15 protein-coding genes and 1 pseudogene (1 of these 16 cut by a window edge) are annotated in these 18,869 nt (G+C 49.5%); 14 read left to right on the top strand and 2 right to left on the bottom strand.

Annotation, left to right across the window (positions count from 1 at the left end):
- A pseudogene (locus tag J4G02_07760) lies at positions 1-598 on the bottom strand (transposase) (it extends 513 nt beyond the left edge of the window).
- 209 nt (positions 599-807) lie between these two features.
- Between J4G02_07760 and J4G02_07755 the strand changes: the two are divergent.
- The 11 genes from J4G02_07755 (at position 808) to J4G02_07705 (ending at position 14,996) form a co-directional block, all read left to right on the top strand.
- On the top strand, positions 808-1,812 hold the full coding sequence (locus tag J4G02_07755) for a Gfo/Idh/MocA family oxidoreductase (protein MCE2394469.1): 1,005 nt from the start codon (positions 808-810) through the stop codon (positions 1,810-1,812).
- 283 nt (positions 1,813-2,095) lie between these two features.
- Positions 2,096-3,379: an AAA family ATPase gene (locus J4G02_07750; protein MCE2394468.1), complete on the top strand. Its 1,284-nt coding sequence runs from the start codon at positions 2,096-2,098 to the stop codon at positions 3,377-3,379.
- A 55-nt stretch (positions 3,380-3,434) separates the two neighbouring features.
- Positions 3,435-5,771 (top strand): hypothetical protein, encoded by a 2,337-nt coding sequence (locus tag J4G02_07745; GenBank protein ID MCE2394467.1) that lies wholly within the window; start codon positions 3,435-3,437, stop codon positions 5,769-5,771.
- Positions 5,772-5,888: 117 nt separating this feature from the next.
- Entirely contained in the window at positions 5,889-7,043 is a 1,155-nt protein-coding gene (gene trpB / locus J4G02_07740; protein ID MCE2394466.1) for a tryptophan synthase subunit beta, read from the top strand.
- Positions 7,044-7,145: 102 nt separating this feature from the next.
- Positions 7,146-8,858 carry a CocE/NonD family hydrolase gene (locus J4G02_07735; GenBank protein MCE2394465.1) on the top strand — a complete coding sequence of 571 codons (1,713 nt, stop codon included), beginning with the start codon at positions 7,146-7,148 and terminating at the stop codon, positions 8,856-8,858.
- Between the two features lie 44 nt (positions 8,859-8,902).
- The gene (locus J4G02_07730; GenBank protein MCE2394464.1) at positions 8,903-10,087 is read left to right on the top strand and encodes a GNAT family N-acetyltransferase; all 1,185 of its coding nucleotides are present in this window, start codon (positions 8,903-8,905) and stop codon (positions 10,085-10,087) included.
- A gap of 19 nt (positions 10,088-10,106) precedes the next feature.
- Positions 10,107-10,625: a peptide deformylase gene (locus J4G02_07725; protein ID MCE2394463.1), complete on the top strand. Its 519-nt coding sequence runs from the start codon at positions 10,107-10,109 to the stop codon at positions 10,623-10,625.
- The gene (locus J4G02_07720) at positions 10,622-11,965 is read left to right on the top strand and encodes an aspartate aminotransferase family protein (protein MCE2394462.1); all 1,344 of its coding nucleotides are present in this window, start codon (positions 10,622-10,624) and stop codon (positions 11,963-11,965) included. The genes J4G02_07725 and J4G02_07720 overlap by 4 nt, the downstream gene beginning before the upstream one ends.
- Before the next feature lie 140 nt (positions 11,966-12,105).
- Positions 12,106-12,984: an EcoRV family type II restriction endonuclease gene (locus J4G02_07715; protein MCE2394461.1), complete on the top strand. Its 879-nt coding sequence runs from the start codon at positions 12,106-12,108 to the stop codon at positions 12,982-12,984.
- Positions 12,954-13,865: a Dam family site-specific DNA-(adenine-N6)-methyltransferase gene (locus tag J4G02_07710; protein MCE2394460.1), complete on the top strand. Its 912-nt coding sequence runs from the start codon at positions 12,954-12,956 to the stop codon at positions 13,863-13,865. The genes J4G02_07715 and J4G02_07710 overlap by 31 nt, the downstream gene beginning before the upstream one ends.
- 123 nt (positions 13,866-13,988) lie before the next feature.
- Complete coding sequence (locus J4G02_07705) at positions 13,989-14,996, top strand: phytanoyl-CoA dioxygenase family protein (GenBank protein MCE2394459.1); 1,008 nt, start codon at positions 13,989-13,991, stop codon at positions 14,994-14,996.
- Between the two features lie 11 nt (positions 14,997-15,007).
- On the opposite strand, the gene mtnP is transcribed toward J4G02_07705, so the two are convergent.
- Positions 15,008-15,871 (bottom strand): S-methyl-5'-thioadenosine phosphorylase, encoded by an 864-nt coding sequence (gene mtnP / locus J4G02_07700; protein MCE2394458.1) that lies wholly within the window; start codon positions 15,869-15,871, stop codon positions 15,008-15,010.
- Between the two features lie 299 nt (positions 15,872-16,170).
- On the opposite strand from mtnP, the gene arsS reads away from it, so the two are divergent.
- The 3 genes from arsS to J4G02_07685 are packed head-to-tail and all read left to right on the top strand — an operon-like array spanning position 16,171 to position 18,857.
- Complete coding sequence (gene arsS / locus J4G02_07695) at positions 16,171-17,124, top strand: arsenosugar biosynthesis radical SAM protein ArsS (protein ID MCE2394457.1); 954 nt, start codon at positions 16,171-16,173, stop codon at positions 17,122-17,124.
- 7 nt (positions 17,125-17,131) lie between these two features.
- Positions 17,132-17,962: a metal-dependent hydrolase gene (locus J4G02_07690; GenBank protein MCE2394456.1), complete on the top strand. Its 831-nt coding sequence runs from the start codon at positions 17,132-17,134 to the stop codon at positions 17,960-17,962.
- A gap of 52 nt (positions 17,963-18,014) precedes the next feature.
- On the top strand, positions 18,015-18,857 hold the full coding sequence (locus J4G02_07685; GenBank protein ID MCE2394455.1) for a phytanoyl-CoA dioxygenase family protein: 843 nt from the start codon (positions 18,015-18,017) through the stop codon (positions 18,855-18,857).
- Positions 18,858-18,869: the final 12 nt, after the last annotated feature.

Below are 18,869 nucleotides of genomic sequence, written 5' to 3'. Positions count from 1 at the left end.
TATCATGTCCGTTATGACCAGTGAGATACCGCTTTAGACCGAAATCGAAGCCTGCGATTTTACCCGTCATGACTCGATTGTGGTCAGATTCTACATAGTCGGTTAGGATTGTGATATAGACATCACCAAGAGCGTCCCGTTTGATTGTGCAGCGTTTGGGATTGCCGAACACATCACGGGATTTGAAGTATTGATAGATGCGCTTGCCAATACGGATCTTGTTACCGGGTAGGAGTTTCCAACCCGCTTGAAGCAGTGTGAAGGATTTATACTTACGACGTGGCTTGAAGCGAGGGCGACCCCATGCTTTACCTTGTGCCCTCGCTTCAAACATAGCCTTGTAGCCTTTATCAATTCGGGCTGCCACGTCTTGAATGGATTGGCTTGGTAATTGATTCCAATGGGCAAAGCGTTGGGTTCGTTTCAGTTTAGAAATGTGATTTATCAACCGAAACTTGCTGATATACTTGCCATAGATAGAATAGTATCGCCTCTGAAGGGCAACGCAATGATTCCAGACAAAAGCGTGTCCATCAATCGTTGTGTGCAATTCACGATTGTCGTGATTGCTATACATCTTGAACTTGTAGGTTTTCATGAAGGTCAGCTTTCTGGCTCTCATACCTTTTCAACGAGGTGTGGGGGACACTAACGAGGTTGTTAGTGGTTGAAATCCCCCACGAAAGCCATAAGAATTATACCATTTTTTGCACGGAAATTTAAGCATAAAACTTGCTAAAGCAATCTGTATCCCAAGCATAAATGCTTGGGGCTTAGACCTAAAGGTTTTTTTGATAAGGAGAAACAATGAGCGAAAGATATAGAGTTGCCATAGTCGGTTGTGGCGGGATTTCCCGGGCGCACGGAAACGCCTCACAAAATCTTCCAGAGATTGATTTCGTCGGTGCCTGCGATGTCAAATTCGAGGCGGTCAAAAATTTTGCAGAACAGTTTAACGTTAAAAATACTTACAACGATTTGCGACGGATGCTTGAACAGCAACAGCCAGATGTCCTGATAGTCGCAACTTGGCCCACACTCCATCTGAAACATATTTTAGAAGGGGTCCGCGGCGGAGTGAAAGCAATCCTCTGCGAAAAACCGATCGCTATCAACGCAACGCAGCTTGAACAGATGATCCAAGTTACCTCGTCAGCGGACGTCCTGTTGATGGAAGGGTTTATGTATCGCCACCACCCCCTGACGCTTTCTGTCAAGCAGCACATCCTTGAGGGCGCGATCGGCGATGTCCGTTTTGCCGGATCCTCCTTTTCGACTGGATTGACAGATCGAACAAACTGGCGCCTGCGCGGCGATCAGGGCGGCGGAGCGGTGATGGATTTGGGCTGCTACTGCATCAATGTCATCCGTTATATGGTTGGGGCAGAACCGCAAGCTGTCTGGGCGACCGGCAAGTTTGAACCGATCAGCGATGTGTGGGATACACTGATTGGGACACTCGATTTTGGCGATGGCATTACTGGTCAGTTTGATTGCAGTTTCGGCTGGACATGGCGTGAGTGTTATGAGGTGGCTGGTACGGAAGGGACAATTGTCGCGCCAAAGGCGTGGGGAAACAGCGAAGGAGAATGTAGCTTCACATTGATACGAGAGGGTCGAACGGAAACAGTAACCGTCGAAGGAGTAAATCCGTATGCAGCAGAACTCTTGAGCTTGTGCGAGGCCATTTCGACCGGGAAGCCGCCGCTCCTGCCAATAAAGGATGCGTTAGCGAACATGCGCGTGATTGATGGTTTGCATGAGTCAGCACACACGGGACAGCGGGTTGAACTAAGTGAATCAGAGAAATAAGTAGACATTTACCAATAGTTTCCAAAGTCCCCCTGATAAGGGGGATTTAGGGGGTTGGCTGTGCATTGAGAGTGTCTAAATAATTCTAAAATCTACTATAAAATAACGTGAGCGGTTAGTAGTAGGCATACTCCGTACGCCGTAACCCCTATCCCACGCCATCATTAAGTTCAAAAGTTCACTCATCACACTAATAAACCAATGAACTAGCATAGCCCTTGCGAGACGACAGGTGTATAGACATGCAAAGCATAATGAAAGAAAAGACAGCGAGGCGTAAGACATGATTACCGAACTCAGCGTCCAGAACTTCAAGTCGTGGGAGAACACGGGTCAGTTACAGATAGCCCCATTGACCGCGTTCTTTGGTGCGAATAGCTCCGGCAAAACCAGTATTTTTCAGACGCTACTCATGCTTAAGCAAACCGCGGAGCATCCGCCGGACTGGAATGGAGCGATTGACTTCGGCGATGAGAGATCGGTGGTCAACTTATCTAGCTTTAATGAGGTCATCCATCGACACAAATCGGGTTTAAGTCTCGACATTTCTGTATCATGGCAGTTACCTGAAAAGTTGATTATTGGAGGAGGGATGATCCCCGGACAGGCACTACCGCGACCATCTCGGAGTTCCAACCGCCTTGAAATTAGCGCGCTCTCCTTTTCAACCACTATTGTCGCTGCAGGAAATGATGCAGCTGCCGTCGATGGCTTCGGTTATATGTCCGATGGGTACGATTTTTTTGGAATCGTGCGGGATTCTGACAGTCAGTACAAAATAGTATGTCCCCCCAACCATAAACCCCAAGGGGCATTCTCCTCATTCCCGTTTCGATGCTACGGAATTCGCGATGGATCGGCGAAGGTGCCAGATACACCGTTTCTGTCGCTTGAGCGGGCATTCAAGGACCTGTTTTCTCGCGTTCACCACCTCAGTCCACTTCGTCAACCGCCTCGGCACTACTACGCATACGCCGGTGAACATCCGAAAGGCGTCGGCCAGTACGGGGAACAGGCAATCGCCGCGCTGTTGTCTGGGCGCATTCAACTCCTCTCGATCGACGAACAGGTGCTGAAATGGTTACAACGGCTGGAACTGATTGATTCTTACCGGCTTCAAGCGGATCCAGATGGAGAAAAGGATTACGAATTTCGTCTTAAACAGTACAAGGACGGTTCCGAAGTCCGACTCACAGACATCGGTTTGGGAGTGTTCCAAATCCTGCCGACGTTGGCACTCTGCTATTACGTGCCTGAAGGTTCCATCCTCATCCTTGAACAGCCAGAAGCATATCTGCATCCGAAAGCGCAGGCGGATCTGACGGAGGTCCTCATTGATGTCGTAAAAAATCGGAATATCCAAATTATCCTTGAGACCCACAGCGAGTATCTGCTGAGTCGTCTACAACGACGCATCGCCAAGGGGGAGACACCTGCATCTGATACGGCGCTCTACTTTTGCAAGGTCAACGATGGAACTTCCGAGATTGAACGGCTCGATATGGATGCGTCCGGCAACATAGTGAATTTGCCCCAAGATTGCTTTGGCGACAGGAAAGTTAATTGAAAAGACCCACAGGCAGAATTGAACGTCGGATAACAGCGAGACATAAGGAACCTAGATGTTTGAACAACTACTAAAATATCCAATCGACATCTTCCGTCAAGGGGATTTCTATTTCGGAATCCGCCTACCGGGACTCATTCTATTCCTGATCTTCGTCGGCTTGATTGCAGCGTCGATCTGGGCATACCGAACGACGCAAGGACGGACGCATCGGGGGTTCCGCGGCTTTCTCATCTTCCTCCGCATCCTCGCACTCTGTGGACTAGCATTCTGTCTGCTTAAGCCGTTTGTGACGGTCTATCAAACTAGCCCGGACGATTCCTACCTCGCGGTGCTATTGGACGAATCAAAAAGTATGCAGGTGACCGACTCCGTGAATCAGGAATCCCGTCTGAGCAGTGTAAACAATCTGCTCTTTGACCCTGAAAGCGGGATCCTCAATTCGCTCGACGAGAAATTCAAGACACGGTTGTTCTCCTTTTCTGACGCTCCTAAGCGGATGACTCCTGTTGCATTAACCGAAGCCAACGGCGAAACCACGGATATCCCCGCTGCGCTGAATGAGACATTGGATAATTTGCAAGGGATACCACTATCGGGCGTCGTGATGTTCTCTGACGGTGCGGATGCGAGCGGCGAAGACATCGCTAAACTTGCGTTTCGGATGCGCGATCGCAAGGTGCCGGTGCACACCGTCGGAATCGGCTCTCCTGAAGGAATTGAGGATATTGAGGTGATGAAAGTTGATGCCCCGCGGACAGCAGAGGAGGATTTCCCTGTCGAGATCTGGGCAACTATCCGCCGCAAGGGATATGGACCGAGGGAGGTAACGCTGCGACTCAGGGATGAAAATCGTGTCGTTAAGACGTTCAACGTCAATCTTAACAAAGAACGTCCCACGCGCCGCGTGCGAATCAAATTTATCCCCCGAAATCCGGGGACACAGAAGTATATGGTGGAAATCCCAGCCGAAACCGGCGAGGCTGTTCCACAAAACAACACCAAGAAGTTCCTGTTAAAGGTTGCACCTAGCAAACGTGTGAAGATTTTATACGTTGAAGGCGGACTACGTAGGGAAATTGGGGTCATCAGAAGAGCTCTAGAGAAAGATCCAAATATCCAGTTGACGCTTCGATATTTCACCTCTGAGACCACGATTGGCGGGGCGAGCGACGGTACTGGACACAAGTTCGACCTCTATCCGACCTCAAAAGAGGTACTCTTCGATTACGACGCAATTATTCTGGGAAATATAGCATCATCAAAATTCACCAAACAGCAACTTGAGAACACGGCCGAGTTTATCCGCACACGGGGCGGCGGATTTCTGATGCTTGGTGGGAAGGAATCGTTGGGCAATCACAATATGGAAGATTCCTACATCAATACACCGATTGCACAGGTTCTTCCGGTCGAACTTGAGCTTGGGACGGCACCAACCCCAAGTCCGCCGATACGCCGGTATGCGACCCCTCCACGACGAGGTCGGAGATCCTCAATCCCGGAATATTCCGTACAGTTGACCGCTGAAGGGAAGGCAGATCCGTTGCTGGCTCTGGCGGACGAACCACGCGAAAACGTGATGCGCTGGGAAAAATTGCCGCCTTTAGCTGGCTACAGCCGCGTGCAGCGCGCCAAGGCAGGCGCGACGGTCCTCGCTGTGCATCCCACTGACCGCAATGAATTCGGCAATCGCATCCTTATCGCAACCCACAACTACAATGCCGGTCGGGTTATGGTCTTCACACCTGTCAGTCCGTGGAACTGGCAGATGCACCTGCTACACGAAGATGACAGCCATGAACGCTTCTGGCGTCAAACAGCGAAGTGGTTGACAACGGTACAAAAAGATCAGCTCAAACTAGATATCCCAAAGACCTCTTACGCCCTGAAGGAAGCGGTCATCATCAACGCAACCGCCTACGATCATCAATTTGAACTGACCAATCAGGCGAAAGTCCGTGCTATCATTACGGGCGATAATGGTAGGAAACGAGAACTCTCGCTTGAACAGGTTCTTGGGCAAGAGGGATTATATACGGCACGATTTATCCCGCCCCGGCGTGGTGAGTATCGGGTCACTCTTGTTGGAGAATTAGGCGGCAAAAGTCTCGGAGAGCAGAGCGGTCTCTTCGAGGTCGCTGAATCCTACGCTGAGTTCACAAACGCGGAACTCAACGTGCAATTGTTGCAAACCCTTGCTAACACTAGCGGTGGTAAGTATTATACGCTAGAAGATGTATCAGAGATGGCGAACCATATCCCCTTGGTCGAAAGTGCAACATCACAGTTAGTTGACGAGGAAATTTGGGACATGCCGCTCATCTTCGCAACTGTCATCCTACTTTTAGGGCTAGAGTGGTTTTTACGGAAACGACGCGGTTTGGCTTGATAACTTTAAATCCTGAACATCTCAAAAACAGAAGGAGCTAGCACATTGAATCAGAATCTACCTGACGCAACGGGACATTTTGGAGAATTCGGCGGCAGATATGCTCCGGAGACACTAATGTCCCCACTACTGGAACTAGAAGATGCCTATATGTCTCTAAGAGCGGATTCCGATTTCCAAGAGGAATTTCAATACTACCTCCGCGAATATGTTGGGCGTCCTAATCCGCTGTACTACGCCGAGCGTCTGACCCAAGAACTCGGCGGGGCAAGAATCTACCTCAAGCGCGAGGATCTCAACCACACAGGTGCACACAAAATCAACAATACCATCGGACAGATCTTGCTCGCCCGACGGATGGACAAGAATCGGATCATCGCTGAGACAGGTGCAGGCCAACACGGCGTTGCGACAGCAACCGTGGCATCAAAATTCAACATGGAATGCGAAGTCTATATGGGCGAAGAAGACATCGAACGGCAAGCTCTAAACGTCTTTCGTATGAAATTGCTGGGTACGACGGTGATTCCGGTCAACTCAGGCTCGCGGACCCTCAAGGATGCAATCAACGCTGCATTCCGCGATTGGGTGACGAATGTACGGACGACATACTATCTGATCGGATCCGTCGTCGGTCCCCACCCATATCCGATGATTGTCCGGGATTTTCAAGCGGTCATCGGTCAGGAAGCGAGATCACAGACTCTTGAGCAGACAGGACAGTTGCCAGATTACGTGGTTGCTTGCGTCGGCGGTGGCAGTAATTCAATAGGTATGTTTTACCCATTTTACTCGGATAACAGTGTGAAGTTAGTCGGTGTCGAAGCGGCGGGCGAAAGCATACTGAGTGGCAAACACGCAGCGACTATCAGTGCGGGCAGTGTTGGCGTGTTCCACGGTGCGAAATGCTACGTGCTACAGGAAGAGGACGGGCAAATCACGCCTGCACACTCTATCTCAGCGGGTCTGGATTACCCAGGAGTCGGTCCCGAACATAGCTTTTACAAAGCATCGGGACGCGCCGAATATGTCTCTGTCACCGATGAGGAATCGATTGAAGGATTCAAACTACTATCAGAAACGGAAGGGATCATCCCCGCGCTGGAAGCAGCTCACGCGATGGCTTACATCCGCAAACTTGCACCGACCCTTGATCGAGACCAAACCATCATCCTCTGTCTCTCCGGACGGGGCGATAAAGATGTGTACACCATCGCCAAAGTCCTCGGCGTAGAGCCGGTAAGCCCCGGTGCTGCGAAATTACCACTGTAGCAGAGGAAGTGACCGTTGAGCTTCGTACGGTAAACTGTAGGTCGAGATTCACATCTCGACACAACGACCATTGAGCTTGGAAAAGTAAGTACAGAACAGTCCATGACTAAAAGCGCTGATTTTGCCGTAAATGTCGAGCGGGACGTGCCCACCGAAATGCGCGATGGTGTGGTTCTACGATCAGATGTCTATCGCCCAGATGGGGCAGCAGCCTGTCCGGTGTTATTGTGTCGCACCCCGTATGATAAAAGCCAAAACACCTACATCCAGACCGCGCGGGCGTTAGCTTCCAACGGTTATATCGCTGTTGTCCAAGATATCCGGGGACGCGGCATTTCCGACGGGGAATACTTCTGGCAATTTCAGAATAACGCCGAAACCTTCGACGCGCAGGATGGCTACGACACCGTTGAGTGGGCAGCGGGTATCCCCGGCAGCGATGGACAGGTGGGGACATGGGGGCATTCCTACCCGTCGTGGTGTATCTGGCGCCTCGCCGGAACGCAGCCGCCCTCCCTCAAGGCGTTGTTTGCGAGTGGTATGTCGGCACGGCTGCTTGACCTAAACTTTGGCATATTTGAGACAGGGCGTCGTCTCCAGTGGACCTACAAGATGGCGGTCAATGCACGTCGCCGAGTGAGAGATAAGTTTGGTCCCGAATCCGAGGACGAAGCCGATGCCCAGTGGTACGAAGTAGAACGAGGAAAGTGGATCTGGTATCTGCCGTTAGACGACTTGCCTGACTATCTGTTTTCTACCCTGACACCCCTCCTCAAAACGTATCTCAGGGAGCAGAATAAGGAGTTCTGGGCGTTTCAGGAGATCCACCACAAGGTCAACGTTCCTACATGTCAGTTGACGGGTTGGTACGACCGACTCGTGGGGACGATCGATAACTTTACAGGTATAGTAACAGAAGGGCCCGAATCGCTGCGGCACCAGCACCGGCTCATCATCGGCCCGTGGGGTCATAATAGCAATAACCTCACTCGAACCCAAGGGCCGATCGACTTCGGCTCTCATGCAGATACCACGTATCCTGACGAGGTGGCTCGGTGGTACGACTACCGCCTCAAAGGGATTGACAATGGGATCGGATCGGAGCCGCCGGTGAAACTATTTATTATGGGGGAAAACAGATGGCGTTTTGAATATGAGTGGCCCCTAGCGCATACAGAATACACCGAATTTTTCTTGCATAGCGGTGGCTCAGCTAACACAGTGCGGGGCGATGGTGTACTGTCCGTCTCCGAACCGGGGACCGAATCGCCCGACGCGTTCGACTACGATCCCAAAGATCCGGTGATGAGCTTGATGGGAATTGATGCTCAAGCAGCGCCGAGAGATCAATCCCCACTGAACGGACGACAGGATATTCTAGTATACCAAACACCACCACTGCATGAAGATATTGAGGTGACCGGACCGGTAGTGCTGAAGTTATGGGCAGCATCAAGTGCACCCGACACCGATTTCACTGCCAAGCTGATTGATGTTCACCCCAACGGGTTGGCGGTGAATCTGACATACGGCATTATGCGAGCAAGGTATCGAGAAGGTTACGACAATCCGAGCCTCATCGAGCCGGGCAACCCTTATGAATACACCATCCGTCTCAATCCGACGGGCATCTTGTTCCGACAGGGACATCGGATTCGACTTGATGTATCAAGTTCCGATTTCCCTAACTTTGATCGCAACCACAACACCGGCGCGGATTTCTGGTCAGATACGGAACTTCGGGTCGCACACCAGACCGTTTTCCACAGTGCGGAGTATCCGTCGCGACTTATCCTACCGATTATACCCCGATGAAGTGTTGCTACAACATTGTGCAATTAGCTTGAGGAGAGAAAACGATGGTAGAAGGACCACGCGCATGTCAGGAATCGGAGTTTGAAGAAGTAATTGCTCTGATCAATCAGGTGTTCAGAGTAGGAACGAATCAAGATATTCGCACGGACTATCCGTTGGTGTTTAACCATTCAAAAATGGAGTACATGCGCATCCTCAAGGTGGATGGAAAGGTCGTTGCCCATGTGCCGGTCTGGCTCCGCGAAGCAATCATAGGAGAAGATAGATTACGGATCGGTATCATCAGTCCCACCGTCACGCACCCGGACTATCGCAGACACGGATATGCCACCCATTGCCTTCGGGACTGTATCCGCATCATGGACGAAGAGGGTGTGCCCGTCTCCGTGCTGTGGACGCTGGAGACAACATTTCCCTTCTATCAGCAGTCCGGTTGGGAGGCTGTAGGATCGCAGGGTTGGCTTTACCAGCTACGTCCGCAAGAATGCGCGCTTTTTGAGAGTGGTGCCTTCGACGTGGTGCAATACGACCCAAGTAACACTGACTCGTTTAATGCAATGATGAAACTCCACGATACGGAACCGCACCGGATTGGCCGTTCCATCGAAGAATATCGAGCGCTTTTTTCCCTACCCCAGACAACGACCTTCCTGGCCATGAGTGATGAGAAGGTAGCTGCATATCTGATATTTGGAGAAGGGGTAAACAAACCCGGATTGATTGAAGGCGGAGGTGAAACAGCAGGATTAGAAACGCTAGTCAGGCATGTTATGTTAGAACGAGAAGCCGATTCAGAAATCCAGGTGCTTCTGCCGCTAGTCCCATCTAGTCTGGGAGAACTGATAGAGGAGAAGAAACCGGGGAGCGGACGCCCCATTGAAGAAGCCAAGGGTGTAGGCTATCAAATGATACGCGTCAACAGCCTAGAGAAACTGTTAAAACAGATTGAGAATCACATACAAAGCAAGTCAACTAGGTTGCGCGGGGAGGTCTGCTTCGTATGTCGTGAAACGGACGAAGCTGTGACCCTCAAGTTCCACGAAGGGGAGGTTGACCTTTCAACAGAGCGATTGGCAGAAGCCGTGGTGCTGACCCGTCGGCAGTTGACGCAATTGATTTTTGGTGCTCATCCCGCCGCGAAGCCGGTCAAGTATAGCGGCGTAACGGGCGAAATCCTGAATACAATATTCCCCTTCTACGTTCCGATCTGGGAATTAGATCATTCCTAGCCTTGAAGCGAGGTATAAGATGGCAGTTAGGGAAATTCTGATGCTGGGCAACCCCAAACTTTTTGAGATATGTGAACCTGTGCAAGAAGCACAACTGGAACAGATCGAACCTATTATCCAAGATTTGCACGACACTCTGATGGCTTTCAGACAGAAATACAACGCTGGACGCGCTATCGCCGCACCGCAGATTGGGGCAATGAAGCGGTTAGTGTACATGCATATTGAGGAACCGGTGGTCTTTATCAATCCGGTCTTGGATCTCAAAAGTACGGAGATGATGGAACTTTGGGACGACTGTATGAGTTTTCCCGAGCTCCTCGTCAGGGTGCATCGGCATCACCGGTGCCGGATTATATTTTGGGATGAGAATTGGGAGGAACAAAGCATGGCACTTGAGGGGGACCTCTCGGAACTGCTACAGCACGAGGTCGATCATCTCAATGGCATATTGGCGGTACAACGAGCAATTGACCATAGATCTTTCGCGCTCAGAAGTCAACGACAGTTCTTGGCTGAAGAAAGGACAATCGAGTGAATCTTAACGCACGTCAAAGGAAGCTGCTCAAGCGGACTTTTCTTGATTACCAACAAACCGCAGAATTTTTCAAGAATCCACTCATAGTCCAGCGAGCGGAAGGACTTTACTATTGGGACGTAGAAGGGAAACGCTATTTTGATGGTATCGGTGGGATATTCGTCGCCACGCTTGGACATAAACACCCACGCCTTATGGCGGCGATGCAGCGACAGATGGACATATTGAGTTTTGTGCCTTCGATGCACGGGATTGCGGATATCACACTAGATTTTATCGAGAAGTTAGGCGAGATCACCCCCGGCAATTTGAACTATATCAAACCCTACAGCGGTGGCTCGGAGTCAATTGAGTCCGCCATGAAGTTCACCCGGCAGTATTTCAAGCAGAGCGGGCAGCAGGGGAAATACAAGTTTATCAGCCGGTATTTTGGGTATCACGGAGCGACATTCGGTGCCATGTCCGCCAGCGGCACAGGCAAACGCAAAACTGCGTTTGAGCCACAGATGGGAGGCTTTCTCAAGGTGTTTCCACCCACCTATTATCGCGATCGATTCGCTTCTTGGGAGGAGTGCAACCGTTTTTGTGCACAGATGTTCGAGGACGTGATCATCAACGAAGATCCGGATACCGTCGCGGGGGTTATTATTGAGCCCATCGGTAACACAGGGGGCATCATCACACCGACGGCAGAATATTTTCAAATAATCCGCGAGATTTGTGACCGTTACAATGTCCTCCTGATCTACGACGAAATCATCACCGGATTCGCTCGAACGGGATCCATGTTTGCAGCACAGACCTTTGGCGTGACGCCGGATATCATCTGCGGCGGCAAAGGACTTTCAAGCGGGACAATCCCCTTGGGTGCTATGATGGCACGGGAGGACATGGGTGAGGTTTTCTACGGTCCCGCAGCGGATGATCTAAATTTCGCACACGGTCATACATTTGCCGGCAACCCGCTCGCATGTGCCGTAGGCCTTGCTGTCATTGACGAAATCTTAGAAAAACAGCTCGACCACAAAGCACGTGAGTTGGGGGACTATCTCGCAGCAAGGCTTGAGGGATTGAAACAGTACGGCGTTGTCCGCGAAATCCGTGGCAAAGGTGTGTTGCGCGGCGTAGAGTTGGTGAAGGACACCCAAACCATGCAGCCGTATCCTGAGCTGGGAAGTGCTTTGAAGCGGACTGCGCTCAAAAACGGTCTGGTTATCCGTGTTGACCCGACTTGGTTCGCAGTCGCCCCGGCATTAATCGCAGAAAAATCGGATATAGATGAACTGTGCGACCTTATTGAAAAAAGCCTGATAGATGCCTTGAAACAAGTGAAGCATTGACTCATTCTTAATTTGGATGCTTAAACCGTCCATGACTCTAAATTTTTGCTGAGTTGGGTAAGTCACCTTATCATGCGATTCATTAGTAGAGTTGCTCCCAAATCTGCTAAAGCGGCACACTAAGCAAGAAGGAATTTTCCATGAACCGAGAGTCTGAACTCAAGCAGGACTTTTTTCACGAACTCTCTCAATTCGTTTCATTGTTGGATGATTACGTCAGCACAGATGATGGACAATGGAGTATCAAAGGATTTATAGATGTATGCCGAAATATTTACACCATTTCTTCCGATACAAAGATAATATCAAAGATTCTTGAAATACATCTCTTTCCACGTATTCTCAACTTTGCACAGAAAATTGGATACCGACTTGTTCTAGCTGAACATCAGAATTATTATCCTGATATTTCCTTTGTCCGTGCCGATGACGAGAGTATAAAATTCGCAGTTGATTTCAAAACTACATACCGTTTAGGAGATAATCCAGAATTTTGTAACGGATTTACCTTAGGTTCCCACGGGGAATACTTTGTAAATAGGAACAGTTCAAAGAATATTCAGTTCCCTTATGGTCAATACAGTGGCCATTTTTGCTTGGGTATTATCTATAGTAGACATGCGGACAGAGAATTGGATGAAACTCACACCTACGGACTTGAGGAGCTTCATTCGATTGCTTCTGTTATAAAGGACTTCCAATTCTTCGTAGCAGAGAAATGGAAAATCGCGAGCGATAAAAGTGGCAGTGGGAATACCGCAAATATTGGAAGCATTAACAAGATTTCTGATATACTTTCAGGTCAGGGCATGTTTTCACGCTTGGGTGAGAAATGGTTCGACGATTATTGGATGAATTATGGTAAGATTACAATCGCTGATGATAGCGGCAGAACAAAGAAGATTACGAATTTGAAAGATTTCGTCATATATCGAGGTGGAGACACTCGACTTATTGTCCCCAAAACGAGGAAAACCCGGATTAACAAATGGTTCCACCGATTAAGTGTCAGGGGATAAAGAGCAAGCTGATACCTTTGATTAAGCGAACCGTGGACTGGTCTTTTGATGGGACATGGATCGAACCTTTTATGGGATCGGGGGTTGTCGGTTTCAACATAATGCCGCGCAATGCGCTGTTCGCGGATAGCAATCCGCACTTAATTAACTTCTATGCGGCAATTGCTAGCGGGAAACTTAACGGCTTGAAAGTTAGAAGTTTTCTTGAACGTGAAGGCAAAATTCTGTCTCAATATGGTAAAGACTACTATTATGAAGTACGAGTCCGATTCAATAGGTATCACGATCCTTTGGATTTTCTTTTTCTTAACCGATCCTGTTTCAATGGTGTGATTAGGTTTAACAGTAAGGGAGGCTTCAATGTGCCCTTTGGCCACAAGCCCCAGCGCTTTTCCAAAGCATATGTTACCAAGATTGTGAATCAGGTTGACTTCGTTCACGCCATTTCACGGAATTTCAACTGGTCATTTGTATGCCAAGACTTTCGGGAAACACTGAGCAGAATTTCTAAGGGGGATTTTGTATATTGCGATCCGCCTTACGTTGGAAGGCACGTTGATTATTTCGATAGTTGGAACGAGGAGAACGAACGACAACTGTTTACAATTCTGAGTCAGTGTCCTTGCAACTTTATTTTGTCGACGTGGCATAGTAACCAGCACCGAGAAAATACTTTCCTCGGTACGTTGTGGTCAGAGTTTAACATCCTTACTAAGGAACACTTTTATCACGTCGGTGCAAAGGAAGCTAATAGAAAACCTATGCTTGAGGCGTTGGTAACAAACTTTACTCCTAAACACTTGCATGAAGACCCAATCGAGCGACCTGAACAGCTAATGCTTCTCCAAAAAATAGCAGAATATCAGACTTTCACAGATTAAGTTGACGAAGATGGTTAGACCGAAAATAGCCCGCCATTTCTACATCTTCCGCGTTAAAAAGGAAGTTGACACCTCTCAGGATTCATGATAACCTTTTTTAGGAATCTTTAAGGAGGGAACCAAATGCAACCTTTTCTCGATTCGACAGATGTTGTGAACGATGAACTTGAACTACGGAAACGCGCACAGCGAGACGGATACCTATTCATCCGTGGATTGCTTCCCACCGAGGTGCTGGAAAGCTTACGGTTGCAGTGTCTTGAGATCGCACGCGACGCGGGCTGGGTTAAGAAAAACTCACCGTTGGAGGACGCTATCGCAGACCCAGACAGCTTTTGCGTCGAGCCGCAACCGGAGTACATGGGCGTGTATTTTCACATGTACAAACTCCAAGAGTTTCAGGCACTACAGCATCACCCTAACGTGATGGGAGTGATGGAACGGATACTAAGTGAACCAGTGATGCCCCATGCACGCATCATCGGGCGAACAATTTTCCCACAACGGGAGGTTTTCACCACCCCACCACATCAAGACTTTATACCCATTCAAGGCACAGCGGACACCTATACCGCATGGATACCACTGAGCGACATACCGCCGGAATTAGGCGGACTCCAGATTGCGTCCGGCTCGCATCGGAAAGGTATCTACGACTTTAAACCCGCGATGGGTGCAGGTGGCATTGCAGTCACCGACCCACTTGAGGGAACTTGGGTAAACAGTCCATTTGAGCAGGGAGACGTTTTGATATTTCATAGCATGGCGGTCCACAAAGGCGTGTCCAACTCCAGCGACCAGCTCCGCATGTCAATCGATGCCAGATACCAGAAAATCAGCGATCCAATTGCGCCGGGCAGCTTGCTACCACACGCCCAGCCAGCCACTTGGGAAGAAATTTATACCGACTGGCCCCCAAACGATCTGCAATACTACTGGCAGAAATGGAATATGGAGGTCAAGGAATACGACAATAGCTACCATGAAAAACGGGATGAGATGGGGTTGGAGATGGCGGAAAAGGGCGACAAAGGCTCAATCTCGGTTCTCCAGCGGATCGTCGCCCGCGATACTGATCCAGCGAAGCGGGAGCGGGCAGCCGACCTACTCGCAACACTCGAAGCCCAATAAATCCTCTGAGTTTACTTCAGATAGTTGCCGACTAGCAAATCGAGCTTCCGTTTAGTTGATGCGGGTATTCGTGTTGGATCTGTGGCAATCGACTTTTCAAGTGCTTGAGGGCAAGGACAGCCGGCACGTTTCTCAGGAATCTTGGTAATCACATCCCTGACGATGCGTTTGGCTGTTTCCACATTTGCAGACAAGTTCTCGAAAATCAGTTCTGCTGTGACGGCGTCATGATCCGGATGCCAACAGTCGTAATCGGTTGAACAGGCGAGAACGCCGTAACAGATTTCCGCTTCGCGGGTAAGCTTTGCCTCCGGCGCAGCTGTCATTCCAATGACATCGAATCCAAGCTGTCTATACACATTCGACTCGGCTTCTGTAGAGAAAGCGGGCCCCTCCATACAGATATATGTACCGCCTTTATGAACCGTTGCACCGACATTGCCGGCACCGTCGTGTAGCAGTTGGCTCAAGATAGGACAAAACGGGTGGGCAAGACTAACGTGGGCGGAGAGTCCGTCACCAAAAAAGGTACTCACACGATTCTTGGTGTGGTCATAAAGTTGATCCGGAACAACAAAGTGGCGTGGCTCAATCTCGGCTCTGAGGCTACCGACTGCGCTTACAGAGATAACCCACTCTACCCCTAAGTTCTTCAAGGCATAGATGTTGGAGCGAACATTAATCTCTGATGGGAGCAGCCGATGCCCCACGCCGTGACGTGGTAGAAATACAATGCGCGTTCCTTCGATTGTACCTAAAACTAAAGAATCACTCGGTTTTCCAAAGGGGGTCTCAACCTCGATTTCCTCAACGTCCGTTAGCCCTTCCATCTGGTAAAATCCTGAACCGCCGATCACGCCGATCTTAACACTCATGAGTCCTCCATTCTAGTTAATGAATCAGGAAAGTGTAAACCATCACGCTACCCATTCCATTTATAGTAAACACGAGAAATAAGGAGACATTTACCCGAAGTCCCCCTGACAAGGGGGATTTAGGGGGTTGGTTCTGCATTGAAAGTGTATCAATAATTCTAAACTTTACTATAAGTCAGTATACTTCCTATCGTTGACAAACCCGGAGGTATTCCTCAATAAAGTAAAAATGCTTCGCTATTTTATCAGATCGGCATACCGTTTTCAACCGATTTTCAGAAAATAAGGAGATTCAGATCATGAATGGGTTTGAAAAGGCGATCGCAAATTACAATGGAAAAGGGCTGCACAGCTTGGACATTGAGACGATCCAAGTAAACATCGGGCTGAAGTGTAATCTGGAGTGCGCCCATTGCCATGTAGTATCCTCGCCACGACGGAAAGAGATGATGGATTGGGAAACGATGGAGCATGTGATAGCTGCGGCAGAAAAGACAAACGCCAAGTTAATAGATATTACAGGCGGCGCACCAGAAATGCACCCACAGTTTCGTCGGTTTGTGAAAACAGTGCGGGAAAAAGGGTTCCCCGTCATGGTGAGAACCAATCTTACGATTTTACTTCAGCCCGGCTTTGAATCCTTCCCTATTTTCTTCCAAGAGCAGTCAGTGCAACTTTGCGCGTCTCTGCCTTGTTACCTTGAAGAGAATGTTGATACGCAGCGCGGCACAGGTGTTTTTGAGGATAGTATCAAGGCATTAAAGCGCCTCAACAGCTATGGATATGGCATCGTGCCCCACCTTCCCCTGAACCTCGTATACAACCCTGTCGGTCCCATACTGCCTCCTGAGCAAGCTGAACTTGAAGTAGACTACAGAGAAGAGCTGCGATCAAAATACGGCATAGAATTTACCCATCTACTGACAATTGCCAATATGCCTATCGGCCGCTTTCGCAGCGACCTAAAGCGTGAGAATCGGCTCGAGATATATAATCAACTCCTCCGAGATTCCTTTAACTCGGCAACCCTAGATGGATTGATGTGTCGCCATCAGATCAACATTGGGTGGGATGGGAGCATGTACGACTGTGATTTCAACTTAGCACTCAAGTTGCCAGTGGAAAAAGGCCTGCCGCAACATATAAAAGATTTCGATCCGGACCTGTTTGCGCGCCGGAGAATTGTCACCGGAAATTACTGTTTTGGCTGTACAGCGGGGAGCGGGTCCTCCTGTACCGGCGCATTGGTATAGGGGGAACATGGATCAAATAGTGTCACTACGGTGTGGAAATATAGTGATTGAAGGCGAGTCAAGTTCCGCCGTGGCAACCTACCTGCGGGTGAAGGAACTCGATCTCATCTTTGACCTAGGCAGATGCCCAATGAGTTTTATCGGCACCGGTCATGTTTTCATCTCCCACTTCCATTTAGACCACTACTTTGGGATTCCAATTTATGTCAGCCAGCGATGGCTTAACGGCATCCCGCCGGGAAATATCTATGTCCCTGAAGAAGGGGCAGAGCAGCTACAAGACCTCATCGAGCGGATTTCTCTGTTGGATTGCGGGAAGGTGTGGGATTACTACTTGACACCGGTGCGAGCGGGCGATAAGATCCCGTTTCGGGAGAATCTTGTGGCGCACGTCCTGCCACTTGATCACCGCGTACCATCGGTCGGCTACCTCGTATGCGAGACACGAGACAAGCTCAAACCCGAATTTTTCGATTTTCCAGGACCTGAAATTGCTCGGTTACGACGCAACGGTGTAACGGTTACAGACCAAGTTGAATTGCCACTTATCGCCTATCTGGGAGATACCCGTACGCTCCCTATTGACTTCCACCCATTGCTCAAGCGGTGTCAGGTGTTAATCTGCGAGTGTACTTTTCTGCTTCCAGAGCATCGGGATCGGGCAGCACAAACGATGCATCTGCACCTGGATACATTGCCCACATTGTTGGAGATGTTTGAGAGCGAATACATTATCTTAACCCATTTTTCGCGGCGTTATCCGCCTGAAATGATACGGCAGCGAATTCACGACGTGCTTTCACCGGAAGATCGTCCGCGTGTTCAACTGCTGATCTGAACGAGTGAATCACTTTAGTAAACATAACCACAAGCGCAGAGGAACCCATATTATGTCAGAGAAGAATGTACATGTATCGTGTTCAACAGAAGAAAGGGGACCAACACCATCAGATCGCTTCTTTTTCGACAATAACGGCTATCTGGTACTGGAAAACTTCTTGGCGCAAAGCCACGTTAACGAACTCCGAGAGGCGCTGTTTCGCGTGATAGCTCAACGACGTGAAAAAGAGCAAAAAGAAATCCCTCATACCGGCAGAACAGATATTAAGGGTGAGAAAAGCACCCGCATCTTTTATATCTTAGACGATGATCCACTGTTTCTTGAGATGCTGGATTGGTCCCCAATGATGTCTTACGTCAAGGGGCTACTCAACGAAATGCCTCACCATCACGCTTCCGATGCTATCGTCGAGTATGACACCGACCTGACGGAGCGAGGCATGGGGTGGCATATCGATGGTCACGATCAGGGATACCGTGGGCTTGGTGCGCCGATTCCCTTTCTCCAACTCAAGATCGGCTACTACCTGAACGATATGACATCGCCCGGACAGGGAAATCTCTGCGTCATCCCTGCGAGCCACAAAGCAACACACGAGCCACCTCAAGATGATTTGCAGCGACCTGACCTGTTTCCCGGCGCGGTGCAGATCTGCGCCCCTGCGGGGACAGCCATTCTGTTCCACAACGCCCTCTGGCATTCGGCGGGCCCGTTTACCCAAGCCGGCGGCTTCCGATTCATGCTCTACTATGCCTATGAGCATCCGTGGATGATTGCATCCCAAGAGCATTGGGGCTATTCCAAAGGGTTTTACAACAACCGCCTTTCCCCAGAACAACGTAAGCTCTTCCACGGTTTCCTATTTGACCCACCGGAGCAGCGTTGGGGATAGCGGGATGTCTCT

Source organism: Candidatus Poribacteria bacterium (assembly GCA_021295755.1).
Classification (GTDB): domain Bacteria; phylum Poribacteria; class WGA-4E; order WGA-4E; family PCPOR2b; genus PCPOR2b.
Note: the sequence above shows the minus strand (reverse complement) of the source record. Positions and strands in the feature narration are given on the sequence as shown.